The following is a 17,187-nucleotide window of genomic DNA, read 5'->3' on the forward strand; positions in this document are numbered from 1 at the left end:
ACTCCCGGGTCCCCGGGCCCCGTAGGATGGAGCCCATGGCGAAGACCGGTACGACGACCCAGGGGCTGCGCGCGGCGATCGAGCGCAGCGGCTACTACCCGGCTCTCGTGGCCGAGGCGGTGGAAGCCGCCGTCGGCGGCGAGCAGATCGCGTCGTACCTGGTCCACCAGGAGACCACGTTCGACGCCAACGAGGTCCGGCGCCACGTCACGGTCCTGGTGCTGACCGCCACCCGCTTCGTCGTGAGCCACACCGACGAGCAGGCCGCCGACAGCAGCTCCCCGACGCCGTACGCCACCACCTCCACCGAGTCGGTCAAGCTGGGCCGGATCTCGTCCGTCGTCGTCAGCCGGGTCGTCGCCAACCCGGAGTCGTACAAGCCGGGCACCCTGCCCCGCGAGGTCGTGCTCACCATCGGCTGGGGTGCCGTCTCCCGCATCGACCTGGAGCCCGCCGCCTGCGGGGACCCCAACTGCGACGCGGACCACGGCTACACCGGCAGCTCCACCGCCGACGACCTCAGCCTGCGCGTCAGCGAGGCCGGTGACGGCCCGGACGCGGTCCGCCAGACGCTCGCCTTCGCACAGGCGCTCTCCGAGGCCACGGCCGCCACGACGGCCGGACGCTGATGACCCGGCCTGACTCCGGCCCGTACGGGGACTTCTGGCCCGGCGAGCCCGCTCCGCTCGCACTCGACAGCGCGGCCGTACCGGCGTACGGCTCCGGGTCGCTGGCGGACCTGCTGCCGACCATCGCCGCGGGCCAGGGGGTGCCCGGTGTGCCTGCCACGCTCACCGAACTCAAGCCCGCCGACCGCAACTGCGTCTTCCTGGTCGACGGCCTCGGCTGGGAGCAGCTGAGGGCGCACCCCGACGAGGCGCCTTTCCTGACCTCGCTGCTGGGCTCCTCACGGGGCGGCACCGGTGAACCGATCACCGTCGGCTTCCCCAGCACCACCGCCACCTCGCTGGCCTCCTTCGGCACCGGACTGCCGCCCGGCGCGCACGGTCTGCCGGGCTACACCGCCCGCAACCCGGAGACCGGTGAGCTGATGAACCAGCTGCGCTGGACGCCATGGACCTCCCCGCGCGTCTGGCAGCCGTATCCCACCGTCTTCCAGCTCGCCGACGAGGCAGGCGTGCACACCGCGCAGGTCTCGTCACCGGCCTTCCAGGACACCCCGCTCACCAAGATCGCGTTGAGCGGTGGGACGTTCCACGGGCGCCTCAGCGGTGAGGAGCGCATGGACTTCGCGGCCGAGCAGCTGGCGGCCGCCGACCGTTCGCTCGTCTACACGTACTACAGCGAGCTCGACGGCAAGGGCCATCGCTTCGGTGTGGACTCCGACGCCTGGCGCGGCCAGCTCATGTACGTCGACCGCCTGGTCCAGCGCCTCGCCGAGCAGCTGCCTCCGCGCACGGCGCTCTATCTGACCGCCGACCACGGCATGATCGACATCCCGTTCGACGAGGAGTCGCGCATCGACTTCGACGAGGACTGGGAACTGCGGGCCGGCGTCGCCCTGCTGGGCGGTGAGGGCCGGGCCCGGCATGTGTACGCCGTGCCGGGGGCCGAGGCCGATGTGCTCGCCGTCTGGCGCGAGGTGCTGGGGGACCGCTTCTGGGTCGCGAGCCGTGACGAGGCGATCGCCGCGGGCTGGTTCGGCGCCCAGGTCGACGACCGCGTCCACGGGCGCATCGGCGACGTGGTCGCCGCGGCGCACGCCGATGTCGTGATCACCGCTTCGGTGAGCGAACCCCGGGAGTCGGCCATGGTCGGCATGCATGGTTCCATGACGCCGGTGGAACAACTCGTCCCGCTCATCGAGGTACGCAGCTGACCCGCTGACCCGAGCGATCGGAGCCCACCGACGCCCGGGCACCCTCGAGCCCCAGACCTGACCGCCCCGTCAACCAGACCCCGGAACCAGACTCCGGACCGCGTGCCCACCCGGGTGTCCGCACCCGGCGAGAAACCGAAAGGCCGTCACTTCCTCATGCCCGAGCTGGTGTTCTTCTCCGGAACGATGGACTGCGGAAAGAGCACCCTCGCTCTTCAGATCGAGCACAACAGGTCCGCACGCGGGCTCCAGGGCATGATATTCACCCGTGACGACAGGGCGGGCGAGGGCAAACTCTCCTCACGGCTCGGCCTGGTGACCGACGCGATCGAGGCTGCCGAGGGCTTCGACTTCTACGCGTATCTGGTCGGCCGGCTGTCCCAGGGGAGCCGCTGCGACTACGTCATCGCCGACGAGGCCCAGTTCCTCGCCCCCGAGCAGATCGACCAACTCGCGCGTGTCGTCGACGATCTCGGCATCGACGTCTTCGCCTTCGGGATCACGACCGACTTCCGCTCCAAGCTGTTCCCCGGTTCCCAGCGACTGGTGGAGCTGGCCGACCGCGTCGAGGTGCTGCAGGTCGAGGCCCTGTGCTGGTGCGGAGCCCGTGCCACCCACAACGCCCGTACGGTTCACGGGGAGATGGTGGTCGAGGGTGCGCAGGTGGTCGTCGGCGATGTGAACCGGTCGGCGGACGTGATCGGCTACGAAGTGCTGTGCCGGCGCCACCACCGGCGCCGTATGACCAGTGCGAGCGCTCACGCGGGCGCGCTGTCGCCGGACGTACTCCCCGTCCCGCCCGTCTGACCGAGGACGGCGGCCTGGGCGGGGACGGCGGCCTGAAGGGGCTGGGGAAGCCCGGCCGTCACTCGCGCGTCGCGCTCCGGACGATCGTGAAGACCGCGCCCTCCGGATCCGCGACCGTCGCGAGCCGGCCGCTGGTGCCCTCACGCGGGGCGTGCAGGACATGGCCGCCGAGGTCCTGCACCCGGGCCGCGGTCTCGTCGGTGTCCTCGACCTCGAAGTACGTCATCCAGTGCGAGCCGCGGTCACGAGGCAGGGCGGACCCCACGCCGTGCAGGGAGGCCACCGCGCGGCCTTCCAAGTGCAGCGTCATGTAGTCGAATTCGGCCGAGACCACCGGCTCCGCGTCATAGCCGAAGACGAACTGGTAGAACTTGCTGACCGCTGACGTCTCTCTGGTGACCAGTTCGTTCCAGACGGGTGTTCCATGCGTGCCGAACAGGGCGGTCCCGGTGTGCGCGGCGGCCTGCCAGATGCCGAACACGCCCCCTTCCGGGTCCGAGGCGATCGCCATCCGGCCCGCGTCGGCCACGTCCAGCGGGCCGACGCCGACGGTGCCACCGCAGGACTTGATCTGCTCGGCGGTCTCGTCGGCGTCGTCGGTGGCCATGTAGGGCGTCCAGGCGATCGGCAGATGGCGGTCGAGGGGGAGCTGGCCGATGCCGGCGACCTCCTTGCCGTCGATCAGCGCGCGGACGTACGGCCCGAAGTGCTGCGGTCCGGGGATGAAGTCCCATCCGAACAGATCCCGGTAGAAGTCCTGCGTCGCGGAAAGCCCGTGCACCATCAGGCTCACCCAGCAGGGCGTGCCGGGCGTGCGCCGAGTCGCCTCGGTCGTCATCGTCACTCTCTCCTCGGACCATCGTCGTGGCCGTGCGGCGGGGGGCCGGGCGCGGGCCCTGCCGGGCAGCAGCCCGGTGCCCCCTGCAGATGCTTGCACCCCCCGGCGCGCGGCGTGTCCCGGCCGCGCCGCTTTTCGGGGGATCTCCCAGGAGGATGCCCGTTCTGACATGGCCCATCCCCTCCGTTGGCCTGAGGGCACGCCGTGCCCTGCGCGAGGATGGCTCGTATGAACCCCATCATCACCGCATCAGAACTGCTGAGCGAGTCGGCCGGTCCCCGACCTCCCGTCCTCCTCGACGTCCGCTGGCAGCTGTCACTGGCCAAGGCTGCGGGTGCCGCTCCGTTCGACGGGCGGGCCGCCTACGGGGCCGGGCACATCCCCGGTGCCGTCTACGTCGATCTCGACGCCGAGCTGGCGGGCCCGCCCGGGGTGGGCCGCGGCCGGCACCCGCTCCCGGACGTCGCGGCCTTCGGCGCGGCCATGCGATGCGCGGGCGTGTCGGGGTCCGCACCGGTCGTGGTCTACGACGGGGGCCAGGGCTGGGCGGCGGCACGTGCGTGGTGGCTGCTGCGGTGGACGGGCCACGGGAACGTACGGGTCCTGGACGGTGGGCTGGAGGCCTGGGACGGCCCGCTGACGACGGAGGTCCCCGCACCCGAGCCGGGAGACTTCACCCCGGCACCGGGTGCCGTCCCGCTGCTCGACGCGGACGGGGCGGCGGCGCTGGCCCGCTCCGGGCTGTTGCTGGACGCGCGGGCGGCCGAACGCTACCGCGGCGACGTCGAGCCCATCGACCGGGTCGGCGGTCATATCCCCGGCGCTGTGTCCGCCCCGACGACCGAGACCGTCACCCCGGGCGCCACGACCTTCCGCCCCGCGCAGGAGCTCGCCGTCCACTTCAAGCGCCTCGGCGCGGCCGATGCCGCCGAGGTGGGTGTCTACTGCGGCTCCGGGGTCTCCGGCGCCCATGAGGTCCTGGCCCTGGAGATCGCAGGCATCCCGGCCGCGCTGTACGCGGGCTCCTGGTCGGAGTGGTCCTCCGACGAGACCCGGCCGGTGGCCACGGGCCCGGACCCGCAGTAGCGACGGCGCTCACGGCGCAGCCGTCGGCGCGACCCCGGCGAACGGGCATCGGCGGACCGGGCCGCGGCATCCAGGCGCCGCCGTGAGGCCGCCGGCCCGTCACGGTGGGGCCGGAGGGCCGGCCCGGCCTCGCAGGCAGCACAAGGGCCCGTACGGACTGCCGTACGGGCCCATCGGGTGGCGCGGGGTGCGCTACTCCTGCTTCTTCCTCCGCGTCCCGAACACGATCTCGTCCCAGCTCGGTACCGCCGCGCGCCGACCGGGGCGGACACCGTCGGCCTCCGCCTGGCGGTCGGTGGTGCCGGTGAGGCGGTCGCGGTGACCGCTCACCGAACGGGGCATGAGGACGTCGGCGTAGGCAGAGCCGGCGCCCGCGGACGCGGCAGAGGCCGGGGGTTCCTCAGCCTCGACCGCTTCGGCCGCCTCGGCGGCGGGTGCGTCGACAGCGGCCGGACGTTCGGGCACGACCATGTCGCCACGGAAGTTCGGGACCGCTTCCAGGAGGCTCGTCAGGGAGTCGCGCTCGCTGTCCTCGGTCTCGCCGGCCGGGACCGGTGTGGGCCGGTCCAGGGTGCGGTCCAGCGGCCGATCGCGCGGCAGGCGCGCGATACGCGGGACGAACGGGAAGCTCGGCTCCTGGGCGATCGAGTCGTCCGTCTCACCGATCAGCGAGCGTGCCTCGTCGTCGACGGCCTGGACGAGGCGCCGGGGCGGGTCGTACGTCCAGCTCGCCGAGTGCGGCTCGCCCGCCACCCGGTAGACGAGCAGCACCTCCCAGGTGCCGTCGTCACGACGCCAGGAGTCCCACTGCACGCTGTCCTTCTCGGCACCGCGCAGCAGCAGCCGCTCCTGCACCGCCTCGCCGAGCTGGGGTCCGGTGTTCTCGCCGGGGCGGCGTACGGGCGTCTTGCGGGCCCGCTCCGCCATGAACGCGCGCTCGGCCAGCACGGGCCCCTCGAAGCGCCGCACGCGGTCGACCGGGATGCCGGCGAGCTGGGCGACCTCTTCGGCGGAGGCACCGGCCCGTATGCGGGCCTGGATGTCGCGCGGGCGGAGATGGCTCTCCACCTCGATCTCGATCTGGCCGAGACGGGCGCGGTCATTGCGGACGGCGGCGCGCAGCCGCTCGTCAATCGGAAGCGTGTACTCCGTGCTGTCCGCAGCCTTCAGCACCAGTCGTGTGCCGTCGTTGGAGACGGCCACGACACGCAGTTCGGGCATGGGGACCTCCCGGGTGGTGCCTGCCGACGTCACCTGCGTCGCTGCTTCCGCTAGTCGAGTGTGGCCTGCCCGGGTGCAGCCTGCCACAACCTTGCCGAGTTGCCCGGCGTGTCGGGCACGGGCCCTGGATCGCCGTTATGGCACGGTTACCTGTTTGCCACGCAGCGTGACGGACGTCGTTACGCTGGGCAGCAGGCAACCGTGCAGTGCCGCGGCGCCGCACGGTTCGAGTGCCGCTTTCGGCCCCCTTCCGCGAGTCCGGACGCCCGTGAGGGGACCGGTCCCAGGGCTCGCCACAGTACTCCATTCGGGCCACGGGGGTGGACCGGCGCGCCGCCGAACTTATGGCGGGGGGTGGGAGTTGAGTCCTCGTCCCGGAATCGAGGAGTGTCAATCTTCACGGAATCCCCTGAAACGGAATCATCCACTCCGTAGTTATGTCCCTTTCTGGTGCGTGATGGGATAGATGGGCAAGCAGAGGCTGAAGAGGAGTTCGAGCCGGGTGGCGAAGAGCGGACGACGGAGCAACGCAAGGGGCAGCGGCTCGATCTGAGCGTCCCCCAGGTCGCGGGAAGCATCCTCGCGGCGCTCGCCGTGGCCGTCATCGGCCCTGGTGCCCCGCGTCCTTCGCGGCGAAGTGCGGCGAAGCGCGGGGCAGACCGGTCCTGCGGGGCGGTCGCCGTCAGTCGCCCAGTACCCGCCGCAGATAGTCGTTGCCGAACACCCGCCCAGGGTCCAGCCGGTCCCGTAGCGCGGTGAACTCGCCGAACCGCGGATACACGCCTTCGAGGTACTCCGCATCGCGCGTGTGCACCTTGCCCCAGTGCGGGCGGCCGGCGTGCGCCGTCATGATCTGCTCGACCGCGGTGAAGTACGCCCGGTACGGCGTGCCCTTGTACATGTGCACGGCGATGTACGCACTGTCGCGCCCCGACGCCGTCGACAACGTGATGTCGTCCGCGGGAGCGGTCCGCACCTCCACCGGGAAGCTGATCCTCAAGGAGGAACGCTCGATCATCGCCTTGACCTCGCGCAGCGCCGGGACCACGGCCTCACGCGGCAGCGCGTACTCCATCTCCACGAAGCGCACCCGGCGCGGGCTCGTGAAGACCTTGTAGGGGATGTCCGTGTACGTGCGGGCGGACAGGGCCCGGCTGGAAACCCTGGCGATCGCCGGGATCGTCGCCGGCACCGCCCTGCCGAGGGAATTGGCCACCTGGAAGAGCCCGTTGGAGAGCAGCTCGTCCTCGATCCAGCCGCTCACCGTTCCGGGGGGCGCGGCGGGCCCGGCGCTGCGGTTGTTTCGCTTCGTGTTGCAGTTGCCCGTGTGGGGGAACCAGTAGAACTCGAAGTGCTCGTTCTCGGTGTGCAGTTGGTCGAACTCGGCTGTGACGCGGTCGAATTCCATCGGCTCCTCGCGTGCCCGCAGCAGGAAGAGCGGCTCCACGGCGAAGGTGATCGCGCTGATCACGCCGAGGGCGCCGAGCCCGAGCCGGGCCGCGGCGAAGACCTCCGGGTTCTCCTTCTCGGAGCAGCGCAGCACCGACCCGTCCGCCGTGATCAGCTCGAGTCCCCTGATCTGCGCGGCGATCGAACCCGAATCCCGGCCGGTGCCGTGCGTGCCGGTGCTGGTCGCGCCCGCGACGGTCTGCTCCATGATGTCGCCCATGTTCGTGAGGGAGAGGTCCTCACGGGCGAGCGCGGCGTTGAGCCGCTTCAGCGGCGTACCCGCCTCGACCGTCACCGTCATCGCCGTGCGGTCGATCTCGCGGATGCCGGTCAGCAGATCGGGCCGTATCAGCACCCCGTCGGTCGCGGCGATGGCCGTGAACGAGTGGCCCGTGCCGACCGTCTTCACCCGCAGGCCGTCCTCGGCCGCGGCGCGCACGGCCGCGGCCAGTTCGTCGGAGGTGGCCGGGGTGACCTCCCGTACCGGGCGGGAGGTCACCGTCCCCGCCCAGTTACGCCACGCGTTCCCCGTCCTGGTCCTGGATGTGCTCGTCATCCTGCCCCTCCCGCGTCGGCACCGGCTTCCTCAGCCGGCGGTACCCCAGGATCGCGATCACGACCGCGAGCACTCCCGCAACCGCGGGCACCGCGTACGCGGCACCGGCCCCGTACTCGTCCACCATCCACCCCGAGGCCGACAAGCCGAGTGCCACGCCGACCGCGAGCCCGGTGCCCGTCCAGGACATGCCCTCGGTCAGCTTGGTGCGCGGTACGTGTGCTTCGACGAGGGCCATCGTGGTCACCATCGTCGGTGCGATGGCAAGGCCCGCGACAAAGAGCGACACGGCCAGGGTCGCGAGATTCCCGGCCAGTTGGAGGGGGATCATACTCACGGACATCGCACAGACTCCCAGCACCCACCTGCGGGACGGTTCGCCCTTGAGGCGGAGCAGTCCGAAGACGGCTCCCGCGAGACAGGAGCCCAGTGCGTAGACCGCGAGGACCAGACTGGACGCGGCCTTGCTGCCCTGCTCGTCGGCGAAGGCCACCGTCACCACGTCCACCGAGCCGAAGATGGCGCCCGTCGCCACGAACGTAGCCACGAGCACCTGCAGCCCGGGGGAGCGCAGTGCGGAGCCGCGGGTGTGCTCCTCGCGCGGGCGCACCGCGGGCTCGGTCGCGCGCTGCGCCGTCAGCCAGAGGACGCCGACCGCGAGGAAGGCGGCGGCGAGCAGCGGACCCGCCTCCGGGAACCAGATCGTGGACAGACCGATGGAGATGATCGGGCCGACGATGAAGCACAGTTCGTCGACGATCGACTCGAAGGCATAGGCCGTGTGCAGGCGTTCCGGCACCCCCTCGTGGATCGCCGCCCAGCGGGCCCGGGTCATGGCGCCGACGGCGGGGATGCAGCCCGCGCAGGCGGTGAATACGAAGTAGACCCAGTCGGGAGCCCCTTCCCGGGCGCCGAGGAGCAGACCGGCCACCGCGGCGATCGAGATCAGCAGGGCGGGACGCAGCACCCGGCGCTGGCCGTGCAGGTCGACCAGCCGGGAGACCTGCGGGCCGAGTACGGCCGCCGAGAGGGCGAGCGTCGCGGACAGAGCCCCGGCGAGCGCGTAGCGCCCGGTCAGCTGGGAGACCATGGTCACGATGCCGACGCCCATCATGGACAGCGGCATACGGCCGAAGAAACCGGCGGCGGAGAACGCCAAGGCGCCGGGAGCGGCGAATATCGCGCGGTAGGGACTGGGCAAGGGGCGCTCCGTCGTGGGCGTGGGCGGACGGGCGCAGGAGCGCTCCGTAAGGCGTGTGGGCGGCTGGTACAGCTTACGGGTTAGGTAACCCTTACTCCAGTGGGGTTCCGGACCCGTGATCTCGGTCCCGGCCTTCCCGTCACAGAAGTCAGGGGTCTCCCCGCCGCAGGCGGCAAGGCTCACCGGACCCGTAGGGCCGGGGAGAAGGGTGGGAGGATCGCACCATGGCCGAACAGCTCGACACCGCTCCGCCCGACCCGTCCCCCTACGACGCCCTGCTGCTGCTCTCCTTCGGTGGCCCGGAAGGCCCGGACGACGTGGTCCCGTTCCTGGAGAACGTGACGCGAGGCCGCGGAATCCCCAAGGAGCGGCTGAAGGAGGTCGGGCAGCACTATTTCCTCTTCGGCGGCGTCAGCCCGATCAATGGCCAGAACCGGGCCCTGCTCGACGCACTCCGCAAGGACTTCGCGGCCGTGGGCCTCGATCTGCCGGTTTACTGGGGCAATCGCAACTGGGCGCCGTATCTGACCGACACCCTGCGGGAGATGGTGCTCGACGGACGCAGGCGGGTGGCGGTGCTCGCGACCAGTGCCTACGCCTCGTACTCGGGCTGCCGCCAGTACCGGGAGAACCTGGCCGACGCGCTCGCCACGCTGGAGGCGGAAGGGCTGCCGCTGCCCCGGGTGGACAAGCTGCGGCACTACTTCAACCACCCCGGATTCATCGGCCCCATGGTCGAGGGCGTACTGGCGTCCCTGGCCGACCTCCCCGAGGAGTCGCGCGCCGGGGCGCACCTCGCCTTCACGACCCACTCCATCCCGGACGCCGCCGCCGATGCCTCGGGTCCGGCGTGGGAGCACGGTGAGGGCGGGGCGTATGTGAAGCAGCACCTCGATGTGGCGCGCGTGATCGCCGATGCCGTACGGGACGAGACGGGGACCGGGCATCCGTGGCGGCTGGTCTACCAGTCACGCAGCGGGGCACCGCACATCCCCTGGCTGGAGCCGGACATCTGCGACCACCTGGAGGAGGTCCACGGGGCCGGGGCGCCCGCGGTGGTCATGGTGCCGATCGGGTTCGTCTCGGACCACATGGAGGTCCTGTACGACCTGGACACCGAGGCCACGGCCAAGGCCGCCGAGATGGGCCTGCCCGTGCGCCGTTCGGCCACGGTCGGTGCGGATCCCCGGTTCGCCGCGGCGGTACGGGAGCTGGTGCTCGAGCGGGCGGCCACCGAGCGGGCCACGGTGGTCGAGCGGTGTGCGCTGGGCGCGCTCGGACCGTCGCACGACCTGTGCCCGATCGGCTGCTGCCCGGCCCGGTCGGAGCGGCCCGCGGCGGCCGGGGCCGACAGCCCGTACGCATGAGCCCCCGGCGCGCACGACACCGTGCCGCCGTGCCCGACGACCTCGTACCCGAAGAGGGAGCACCTCGTGACCGACCCCCTGCTCGACGAACTGCTGTCCCTGGCCCTGGAGGCCGGGCGGCGGGCCGGCGCACTGCTGCGTGACGGCAGGCCGGACGACCTGGCCGTCGCCGCGACCAAGTCCAGCCCGATCGACGTCGTCACCGAGATGGACATCGCGGCGGAGAAGCTCATCACGGGGTGCCTCGCCGAGCGGCGTCCCGAGGACGGCTTCCTCGGCGAGGAGGGCGGGTCCACGCACGGCACCAGCGGAGTGCGCTGGGTGGTCGACCCTCTCGACGGCACGGTCAACTATCTGTACGGCCTGCCCACCTGGGCCGTGTCCATCGCCGCCGAGCGGGACGGCGAGGCCGTGGTCGGGGTGGTCGAGGTGCCGATGAGGGGCGAGACGTACCACGCGGTGCTCGGCCGCGGAGCCTTCTGCGGCGAGCGGCGGCTGCGCTGCCGGCCGGCCCCGCCGCTCGACCAGGCGCTGGTGTCGACCGGCTTCAACTACGTCCAATCCGTCCGCAGCCACCAGGCCGACGTCGCCCGTGAGCTGATCCCGCGCCTCAGGGACATCCGCCGCGGCGGCTCGGCGGCCGTCGATCTCTGCGATGTCGCCGCCGGCCGGCTGGACGGTTACTACGAGCGCGGGCTCCACCGCTGGGACCTCGCCGCGGGCGATCTGATCGCCCGCGAGGCGGGCGCCCTCACCGGCGCCCGCCCGGGGCAGCGGCCGTCCGGCGACCTGGCGGTCGCGGGCACCCCAGGGGTGTTCGAGCCGCTGCAGCGCCTGCTCGACGAACTGGGCGCCTGGCACGACTGACACCGGCACACACGAGGGCCCGGCGCCGCGGGACGGCGCCGGGCCCTCGTGCAGCCTTCTGCGACTGTCGGGCGTGCTTCTGCGATTGTCAGGCGTGTGCGGCGCCGACCTCCACACCGTGCTCGGCGGCGAGGCGATGCAGGTCGTCCAGCTCGGCCTGCTCGACGTCCGCCAGGAAGTCGTCGCCCGTCTCACGAGCCCGCGTGAGGTCGGTTTCCGTGGCCTTGATGCGCTGCAGGAGTCCTGCGGTGAATGCGTCCATGGTTGCGCCCCCTCGTCGTGGGTCGATGGCACGGGGGTGTGCCTACGGCGGGTTGATCACGCCCCCCTCCCTGGGGGACAGAGAGCGGGGTGTGGCAAGCCACATACATGGCGTGATCGCGGGTGTGCAGTCGTCCTGCCCAAGCCCTTCCGGTGAGAAACCTCAACTCTTCCGGTAATCCCGTGAATTCCCGGCGACCTGAGCGCGCCCTCCAGGGGGGCACCGTGACTTACCTCCGGTTTACGCGCGTAAGGGGCAGGATGGAGGCACACGGTGATGCCGCCGCAACACACGGCGTGCCCTGGTCACGGGGTGGTCCCGGCACGGCGGCGGGCACTGCGGACAGCACCACCACAGCACATCGGGAATCACAAACACCAGAGGAAGGACCAGCCACGTGCGCGTACTCGTGGTCGAGGACGAGCAGCTGCTCGCCGATGCGGTGGCCACCGGACTGCGCCGGGAGGCGATGGCGGTCGACGTTGTGTACGACGGCGCCGCGGCCCTCGAGCGCATCGGGGTGAACGACTACGACGTCGTCGTGCTCGACCGCGATCTCCCGCTCGTCCACGGCGACGACGTCTGCCGAAAGGTCGTGGAGCTGGGCATGCCGACCCGCGTGCTCATGCTCACCGCGTCCGGTGACGTCAGCGACCGTGTGGAGGGTCTGGAGCTGGGCGCCGACGACTACCTTCCCAAGCCGTTCGCGTTCACCGAGCTGACCGCCCGCGTCCGTGCGCTCGGCCGCCGCACGACGGTGCCACTGCCGCCGGTCCTGGAGCGTGCCGGCATCAAGCTGGACCCGAACCGCCGCGAGGTCTTCCGCGAGGGCAGGGAGATCCAGCTGGCCCCCAAGGAGTTCGCCGTGCTGGAGGTGCTCATGCGCAGCGAGGGAGCGGTCGTCTCGGCCGAGCAGCTGCTGGAGAAGGCCTGGGACGAGAACACCGACCCCTTCACCAACGTCGTACGGGTCACCGTCATGACCCTGCGCCGCAAGCTCGGCGAGCCGCCCGTGATCGTCACGGTCCCCGGCTCCGGCTACCGGATCTGATCCCGTGGCAGCAGCACCCGCGCCTCCCACGGCGCCCCCGAAACCCACCTGGGCTCCCGGTGAGCCCGTCCGCCCCTGGTTCCGGCCGACGATCCGGATACGGCTCACACTGCTCTACGGCGGCATGTTCCTGATCGCCGGGATCCTGCTGCTCTCGATCATCTACCTGCTGGCCGCGCAGGCCGTGCAGGTGGGCAGCCAGCTGCCGTTCAAGATCGTCGACGGCAGTGTGACCAGCGAGGTGTGCAACTTCCCGGACAAGGCACCGCCCGCCGAGTTCAACCAGGTCATGAACGCCTGTGTGACCGAGCAGCGCAAGCACGCCCTCGACGAGCTCCTCACCCGGTCTTTGTTCGCTCTGGTCGGTCTGAGCGTGATCGCGTTCGCCTTCGGATACGCGATGGCGGGCCGGGTGCTGTCCCCGCTCGGGCAGATCACCCGCACCGCCCGCCGCGTGGTGGGGTCCGACCTGGCCCGGCGTATCGAGCTGGACGGCCCCGACGATGAGCTGAAGGAGCTCGCCGACACGTTCGACGAGATGCTGGAGCGCCTGGAGCGGGCCTTCACGGCGCAGCAGCGGTTCGTCGCGAACGCCTCGCACGAGCTGCGCACACCGCTGGCGATCAACCGCACCCTGCTCGAGGTGCATCTCTCCGATCCCGGAGCGTCCGACGACATCAGGCAGCTCGGCAAGACGCTCCTGGCGACCAACGAGCGCAGCGAGCAACTGGTGGAGGGCCTGCTGCTGCTCGCCCGCAGCGACAACCAGATCGTCGAGCGCAAGCCTGTCGATCTCGCCGAGGTGGCCACCCGGGCCGTCGACCAGGCGCGGAGCGAGGCCGAGGCCAAGGGCGTGGAGTTCCGCGGGCGGCGGGCGCCGGCCCTCGTCCAGGGCAATGGCGTCCTGCTGGAGCGGATCGCCCTGAACCTCGTCCAGAACGCCGTGCGGTACAACGTTCCGGAGGGCGGCTGGGTGGAGGTCGCCACCGAGTCGGGACACGGTCAGGCGGTCCTTGTGGTGTCCAACACGGGCCCGGTGGTCCCGGCGTACGAGATCGACAACCTCTTCGAGCCGTTCCGGCGGCTGCGCCAGGAGCGGACGGGCAGCGACAAGGGAGTCGGTCTCGGCCTGTCGATCGCCCGGTCCGTTGCGCGGGCCCACGGTGGCCGTATCATCGCGGAGCCGCGCGAGGGCGGCGGCCTCGTGATGCGGGTGACACTGCCGGTCTGACACCGGTCCGGCAGGCAAATCCGACGGGGGTCCGCCCTCGTTGCCGGGAAAATGCTTCTGTTCGCTTTACGCGGAATTTTCGGGACTCGACCCCGGGAAGTCCGTGTGTGATCGATCACAGCGGCGGATTTCCGGCCCTCTACTCTCCGTGATCGGAAACCCTACGGAAAGCCGGTAAAAGTCCGGGTTTTCAGGTGTCCGTATCACGGGAAGTACACGGGGTGGCGCCCGTGTAGTGCGACATTCGGACCGTGTACGGTCCCGATCGCCATCCAACCCGATCACTCTCGAGGGGTCCGGTCGGGTGTCGATTGAGTAACAGACCTTGATGTGCGGCAAAATCTCCGCCTCGGGTCGGGCACAAGTCCGGCCTCTCACGCGTTACGTGCGCTGGAGACACCGCAGACACCCAGAGGGGGAGAGCGACATGGCAACCGATTACGACACCCCACGTAAGACCGATGACGACCTCAACGAAGACAGCATCGAAGAACTCAAGGCCCGTCGGAACGACAAGACGACGTCGACCGTCGACGTCGACGAGTTCGAGGCGGCGGAAGGCCTGGAGCTGCCCGGCGCAGACCTCTCCAACGAGGAGCTGGCCGTCCGGGTCCTGCCCAAGCAGGCCGATGAGTTCACCTGCATGAGCTGCTTCCTCGTGCACCACCGGAGCCAGCTGGCCCGCGAGAAGAACGGCCAGCCGATCTGCCGCGACTGCGACTGAGGTCCGGTCGCAGTGGCAGGCGAGACACCGCCGGAGCAGCCCTCCAAGAGGCGCCGCTTCCGGCGGAAGGGTTCTCCGGGTCCTCAGGCCCCCGAGGGCGCCCCGGGGCCGTGGGACGGCGCTGAGGCGCCCCACGGAGCAGGGCACGGGCATGCCGGTCACCCGCCTCCTCCGGACGGTGCACGTGACGACGAGCGAGGCCTCCCGGCCTCGCTCGAGGCACTGCCGGGGTCGCCGGCCAGAGCCCGGCGGCTGGACGCGGTCATGGGCGGCGTCCGCAGGACCGGCGAGGCAGGCAAGGCCCTCGTCAGCCTGATCACCGACAGGGTGATCGACATCGCGCCTCGAGTCCCGGTGCGCGATCTCGCCGCCCTGCGGGCACAATTTCCCGGCCTCGGCCCCGAGGAGCTCGCCGACAAGCTGATCGCGGGAGCGGCCAACGCCAGCTCGACCGTCGGCGCCGGCGTCGGCGCGGCGGCGATGCTGCCCGTTCCCCCCGCCCTGCCGGCCGAACTGGCCACCGAGATCATCTGCGTCGCCGCGGTCGAGCTGAAGCTCGTCGCCGAGCTGCACGAGGTCTACGGCATGCGGCCCCCGGGCAGCACCAGAGAGCGCGCCACCGCCTATCTGACCTCGTGGTCGGAGGAGCGCGGCATCGACGTGACCAAGCCCACGACGATCAACAACGCACTCGGCGGCCAGATGAAGCGCGAACTGCGCCAGCAGATCATGAAGCGCATGTTCCGCAATCTGCCGAACGTGATGCCGTTCATGGTCGGAGCCGCCGTGGGCGCCGTGATGAACCGCCGCGACACCAGGAAGCTCGCCGAGCACATCCGCAAGGACCTGCGGTCACGACAGGTCCCCTGGGCAGAGCTGCCCGAGCTGCCCCGGCTGGAGAAACCCACGGGGGAGCTGCCCGCCGAACTCCCGCCCGAGCTGCGCCGGGAGCTGGAAGGCTGATCCGGCCCGCCGGACCTGTCACGGGGTGCGCGAGACCTCCGGCCGCCACCCTCAGGCCACTACCCGGGCGCCACGCCGCTCATCGTGCCCGTACGGCGTCCAGGGCGGCCACCAGCGCCCGGGGATCCCGGGTCGAGACATAGATGTACGGCGTCGGGTCCTCGGGGTCCGTGACGGCCACGCGCAGCGCCGTCGGCACATAGCTGCGCAGCAGCATGTACGCCCGCGGATCCGCCTTGTACGAACGCCAGGCCCGGGCCTCCTCCGCGTCCAGGACCTCCGCCTCGCCCAGCGCGGTCACCGGGATGCGCGCATCCCCCGCGACCAGTGAGCCGGCCACCACCCGGATCCGGGCCGAGCCGTACGAACTCACCGCGGCCGCCGCCAGCGCACCGGCCCCGATCAGCCCGGCCAGCATCGGCACCGGCCCCAGCGGCAGCAGCACCAGACCGCCGGAGAGGGCCGCCAGAGCCGTGATCAACCACCAGGAGCGGGGGGCGGTGAGACGCTCGTCGTAGGACGGCGCGGAGGACGGGCCGGAGGGGGTGGCGGAAGGCTGCATGAATCCAAGCTTGGCACGGCGCGACCTGCGCCTACCGGCGCGGGTAAGGTCTGCGCCTGTGAGTACTGCACTGACCCCTCCCGCCGACGCCATAGCGCCGGTGCGGCACCCCGGCGCTCCCGCCCCGGGCGAGCTGCTCGGCGCGCACTACGACCACTGCTTCGGCTGCGGCGGCGGGCAGCCCCACGGGCTGCACCTGGAGGCCAAGGCCGGTGAAGGCGTCAGTCTGACCGCCGAGTTCACGGTCACGACCGCCCACCAGGGCGCCCCGGGCCTGGCTCACGGCGGCGTGCTCGCCACGGCGCTCGACGAGACGCTCGGTTCGCTGAACTGGCTGCTCCGTGTGATCGCGGTGACCGGACGGCTGGAGACCGAGTTCCTGCGTCCCGTGCCCGTGGACACCGTGCTGTTCCTGGAGGCCGAGGTCACCGCGGTCAGCGGCCGGAAGATCTACTCCAGGGCCACCGGCCGGATCGGCGGCCCCGAGGGGCCGGTCGCCGTCCGGGCCGAAGCCCTCTTCATCGAGGTCAAGATCGACCACTTCGTCGACAACGGCCGTCCCCAGGAGATCCAGGCCGCGATGGCCGACCCCGACCAGGTCAGGCGCGCCCGCGCCTTCGAGGTGAACCCCTGATGCGCAATCCCGTCGACGTACTGATCCGACGTCTCGACCCGGAGGTGCCGATTCCGGCATACGCACATCCGGGCGATGCCGGCGCCGATCTGGTGACCACCGAGGCCGCCGAGCTCGCACCGGGGGAGCGCACGGTACTCCCCACCGGAGTGTCCATCGCCCTGCCGGAGGGGTATGCGGCCTTCGTGCATCCGCGCTCGGGGCTGGCGGCCCGCTGCGGTGTTGCCCTCGTCAATGCCCCGGGGACGGTGGATGCCGGGTACCGTGGGGAGATCAAGGTGATCGTGGTCAATCTGGACCCGCGCGAGAGCGTGCGGTTCGAGAGGTTCGACCGGATCGCCCAACTGGTCGTCCAGCAGGTCGAGAAGGTGCGCTTCCACGAGGTGGCGGAGCTTCCCGGCTCGGCTCGGGCCGAGGGGGGCTTCGGGTCCACCGGCGGTCACACCGCCGGGGGCGGGTCAGCCGTGGGCGGCGTACAGGGTGGGAATCGATACGCTTCGGTCGTATCCGACCGGGAAGGACAATGAC

General features: G+C 71.2%; 18 protein-coding genes. 12 read left to right on the forward strand and 6 right to left on the reverse strand.

Annotated elements, in window-relative coordinates; genetic code table 11:
• Nucleotides 1–35: 35 nt before the first annotated feature.
• From ACTWOL_RS27830 to ACTWOL_RS27840, 3 genes are all read left to right on the forward strand, one after another.
• Nucleotides 36–629: a DUF5998 family protein gene (locus ACTWOL_RS27830; RefSeq protein ID WP_474299537.1), complete on the forward strand. Its 594-nt coding sequence runs from the start codon at nt 36–38 to the stop codon at nt 627–629.
• Nucleotides 629–1,840: an alkaline phosphatase family protein gene (locus ACTWOL_RS27835; protein WP_474299538.1), complete on the forward strand. Its 1,212-nt coding sequence runs from the start codon at nt 629–631 to the stop codon at nt 1,838–1,840. The genes ACTWOL_RS27830 and ACTWOL_RS27835 overlap by 1 nt, the downstream gene beginning before the upstream one ends.
• A 156-nt stretch (nt 1,841–1,996) precedes the next feature.
• The gene (locus ACTWOL_RS27840; RefSeq protein ID WP_474299539.1) at nt 1,997–2,647 is read left to right on the forward strand and encodes a thymidine kinase; all 651 of its coding nucleotides are present in this window, start codon (nt 1,997–1,999) and stop codon (nt 2,645–2,647) included.
• 58 nt (nt 2,648–2,705) lie between these two features.
• Here ACTWOL_RS27840 and ACTWOL_RS27845 read toward each other — a convergent pair whose 3' ends face one another.
• A complete protein-coding gene (locus ACTWOL_RS27845) occupies nt 2,706–3,485 on the reverse strand; it encodes a VOC family protein (RefSeq protein ID WP_474299540.1) in 780 nt (259 codons plus the stop codon).
• 228 nt (nt 3,486–3,713) lie between these two features.
• Between ACTWOL_RS27845 and ACTWOL_RS27850 the strand changes: the two genes are divergently transcribed.
• Entirely contained in the window at nt 3,714–4,571 is an 858-nt protein-coding gene (locus ACTWOL_RS27850; protein ID WP_474299541.1) for a sulfurtransferase, read from the forward strand.
• A 192-nt stretch (nt 4,572–4,763) separates the two neighbouring features.
• On the opposite strand, the gene sepH is transcribed toward ACTWOL_RS27850, so the two are convergent.
• From sepH to ACTWOL_RS27865, 3 genes are all read right to left on the reverse strand, one after another.
• A complete protein-coding gene (gene sepH / locus ACTWOL_RS27855; protein ID WP_474299542.1) occupies nt 4,764–5,792 on the reverse strand; it encodes a septation protein SepH in 1,029 nt (342 codons plus the stop codon).
• A gap of 682 nt (nt 5,793–6,474) precedes the next feature.
• Nucleotides 6,475–7,797, reverse strand: coding sequence for a D-arabinono-1,4-lactone oxidase (locus tag ACTWOL_RS27860; protein WP_474299543.1), 1,323 nt, complete (start codon nt 7,795–7,797; stop codon nt 6,475–6,477).
• Nucleotides 7,754–8,998 (reverse strand): MFS transporter, encoded by a 1,245-nt coding sequence (locus ACTWOL_RS27865; RefSeq protein ID WP_474299544.1) that lies wholly within the window; start codon nt 8,996–8,998, stop codon nt 7,754–7,756. Before ACTWOL_RS27865 ends, ACTWOL_RS27860 begins: the two co-directional genes overlap by 44 nt.
• Before the next feature lie 224 nt (nt 8,999–9,222).
• Here ACTWOL_RS27865 and ACTWOL_RS27870 point away from each other — a divergent pair, with 224 nt between their 5' ends.
• A complete protein-coding gene (locus ACTWOL_RS27870; protein WP_474299545.1) occupies nt 9,223–10,365 on the forward strand; it encodes a ferrochelatase in 1,143 nt (380 codons plus the stop codon).
• A gap of 66 nt (nt 10,366–10,431) precedes the next feature.
• Nucleotides 10,432–11,232 (forward strand): inositol monophosphatase family protein, encoded by an 801-nt coding sequence (locus ACTWOL_RS27875; protein WP_474299546.1) that lies wholly within the window; start codon nt 10,432–10,434, stop codon nt 11,230–11,232.
• 88 nt (nt 11,233–11,320) lie between these two features.
• On the opposite strand, the gene ACTWOL_RS27880 is transcribed toward ACTWOL_RS27875, so the two are convergent.
• A complete protein-coding gene (locus ACTWOL_RS27880) occupies nt 11,321–11,494 on the reverse strand; it encodes a hypothetical protein (protein ID WP_474299547.1) in 174 nt (57 codons plus the stop codon).
• A gap of 397 nt (nt 11,495–11,891) precedes the next feature.
• Here ACTWOL_RS27880 and ACTWOL_RS27885 point away from each other — a divergent pair, with 397 nt between their 5' ends.
• From ACTWOL_RS27885 to ACTWOL_RS27900, 4 genes are all read left to right on the forward strand, one after another.
• On the forward strand, nt 11,892–12,545 hold the full coding sequence (locus ACTWOL_RS27885; RefSeq protein ID WP_256525659.1) for a response regulator transcription factor: 654 nt from the start codon (nt 11,892–11,894) through the stop codon (nt 12,543–12,545).
• Between the two features lie 4 nt (nt 12,546–12,549).
• The gene (locus tag ACTWOL_RS27890; protein WP_474299548.1) at nt 12,550–13,776 is read left to right on the forward strand and encodes a sensor histidine kinase; all 1,227 of its coding nucleotides are present in this window, start codon (nt 12,550–12,552) and stop codon (nt 13,774–13,776) included.
• Nucleotides 13,777–14,203: 427 nt separating this feature from the next.
• Nucleotides 14,204–14,500, forward strand: a complete 297-nt coding sequence (locus ACTWOL_RS27895; RefSeq protein WP_166632484.1) for a DUF4193 domain-containing protein — start codon at nt 14,204–14,206, stop codon at nt 14,498–14,500.
• 264 nt (nt 14,501–14,764) lie between these two features.
• Entirely contained in the window at nt 14,765–15,463 is a 699-nt protein-coding gene (locus tag ACTWOL_RS27900) for a hypothetical protein (protein WP_474299549.1), read from the forward strand.
• A gap of 79 nt (nt 15,464–15,542) precedes the next feature.
• On the opposite strand, the gene ACTWOL_RS27905 is transcribed toward ACTWOL_RS27900, so the two are convergent.
• On the reverse strand, nt 15,543–16,025 hold the full coding sequence (locus ACTWOL_RS27905; protein WP_474299550.1) for a DUF3093 domain-containing protein: 483 nt from the start codon (nt 16,023–16,025) through the stop codon (nt 15,543–15,545).
• Between the two features lie 58 nt (nt 16,026–16,083).
• Between ACTWOL_RS27905 and ACTWOL_RS27910 the strand changes: the two genes are divergently transcribed.
• Together ACTWOL_RS27910 and dut are read left to right on the forward strand one after the other, a co-directional pair.
• Complete coding sequence (locus tag ACTWOL_RS27910; RefSeq protein ID WP_474299551.1) at nt 16,084–16,659, forward strand: PaaI family thioesterase; 576 nt, start codon at nt 16,084–16,086, stop codon at nt 16,657–16,659.
• On the forward strand, nt 16,659–17,186 hold the full coding sequence (gene dut / locus ACTWOL_RS27915) for a dUTP diphosphatase (RefSeq protein ID WP_474299552.1): 528 nt from the start codon (nt 16,659–16,661) through the stop codon (nt 17,184–17,186). Before ACTWOL_RS27910 ends, dut begins: the two co-directional genes overlap by 1 nt.
• Nucleotide 17,187 lies beyond the last annotated feature (1 nt).

It is taken from the genome of Micromonospora sp. IBHARD003 (assembly GCF_056106285.1).

Coding starts and splice junctions, on each gene's coding strand:
- ACTWOL_RS27830 (WP_474299537.1), top strand. CDS start 36: ATGGCGAAGACCGGTACGACGACCCAGGGGCTGCGCGCGGCGATCGAG.
- ACTWOL_RS27835 (WP_474299538.1), top strand. CDS start 629: ATGACCCGGCCTGACTCCGGCCCGTACGGGGACTTCTGGCCCGGCGAG.
- ACTWOL_RS27840 (WP_474299539.1), top strand. CDS start 1,997: ATGCCCGAGCTGGTGTTCTTCTCCGGAACGATGGACTGCGGAAAGAGC.
- ACTWOL_RS27845 (WP_474299540.1), bottom strand. CDS start 3,485: ATGACGACCGAGGCGACTCGGCGCACGCCCGGCACGCCCTGCTGGGTG.
- ACTWOL_RS27850 (WP_474299541.1), top strand. CDS start 3,714: ATGAACCCCATCATCACCGCATCAGAACTGCTGAGCGAGTCGGCCGGT.
- sepH (WP_474299542.1), bottom strand. CDS start 5,792: ATGCCCGAACTGCGTGTCGTGGCCGTCTCCAACGACGGCACACGACTG.
- ACTWOL_RS27860 (WP_474299543.1), bottom strand. CDS start 7,797: ATGACGAGCACATCCAGGACCAGGACGGGGAACGCGTGGCGTAACTGG.
- ACTWOL_RS27870 (WP_474299545.1), top strand. CDS start 9,223: ATGGCCGAACAGCTCGACACCGCTCCGCCCGACCCGTCCCCCTACGAC.
- ACTWOL_RS27880 (WP_474299547.1), bottom strand. CDS start 11,494: ATGGACGCATTCACCGCAGGACTCCTGCAGCGCATCAAGGCCACGGAA.
- ACTWOL_RS27895 (WP_166632484.1), top strand. CDS start 14,204: ATGGCAACCGATTACGACACCCCACGTAAGACCGATGACGACCTCAAC.
- ACTWOL_RS27900 (WP_474299549.1), top strand. CDS start 14,765: ATGGGCGGCGTCCGCAGGACCGGCGAGGCAGGCAAGGCCCTCGTCAGC.
- ACTWOL_RS27905 (WP_474299550.1), bottom strand. CDS start 16,025: ATGCAGCCTTCCGCCACCCCCTCCGGCCCGTCCTCCGCGCCGTCCTAC.
- dut (WP_474299552.1), top strand. CDS start 16,659: ATGCGCAATCCCGTCGACGTACTGATCCGACGTCTCGACCCGGAGGTG.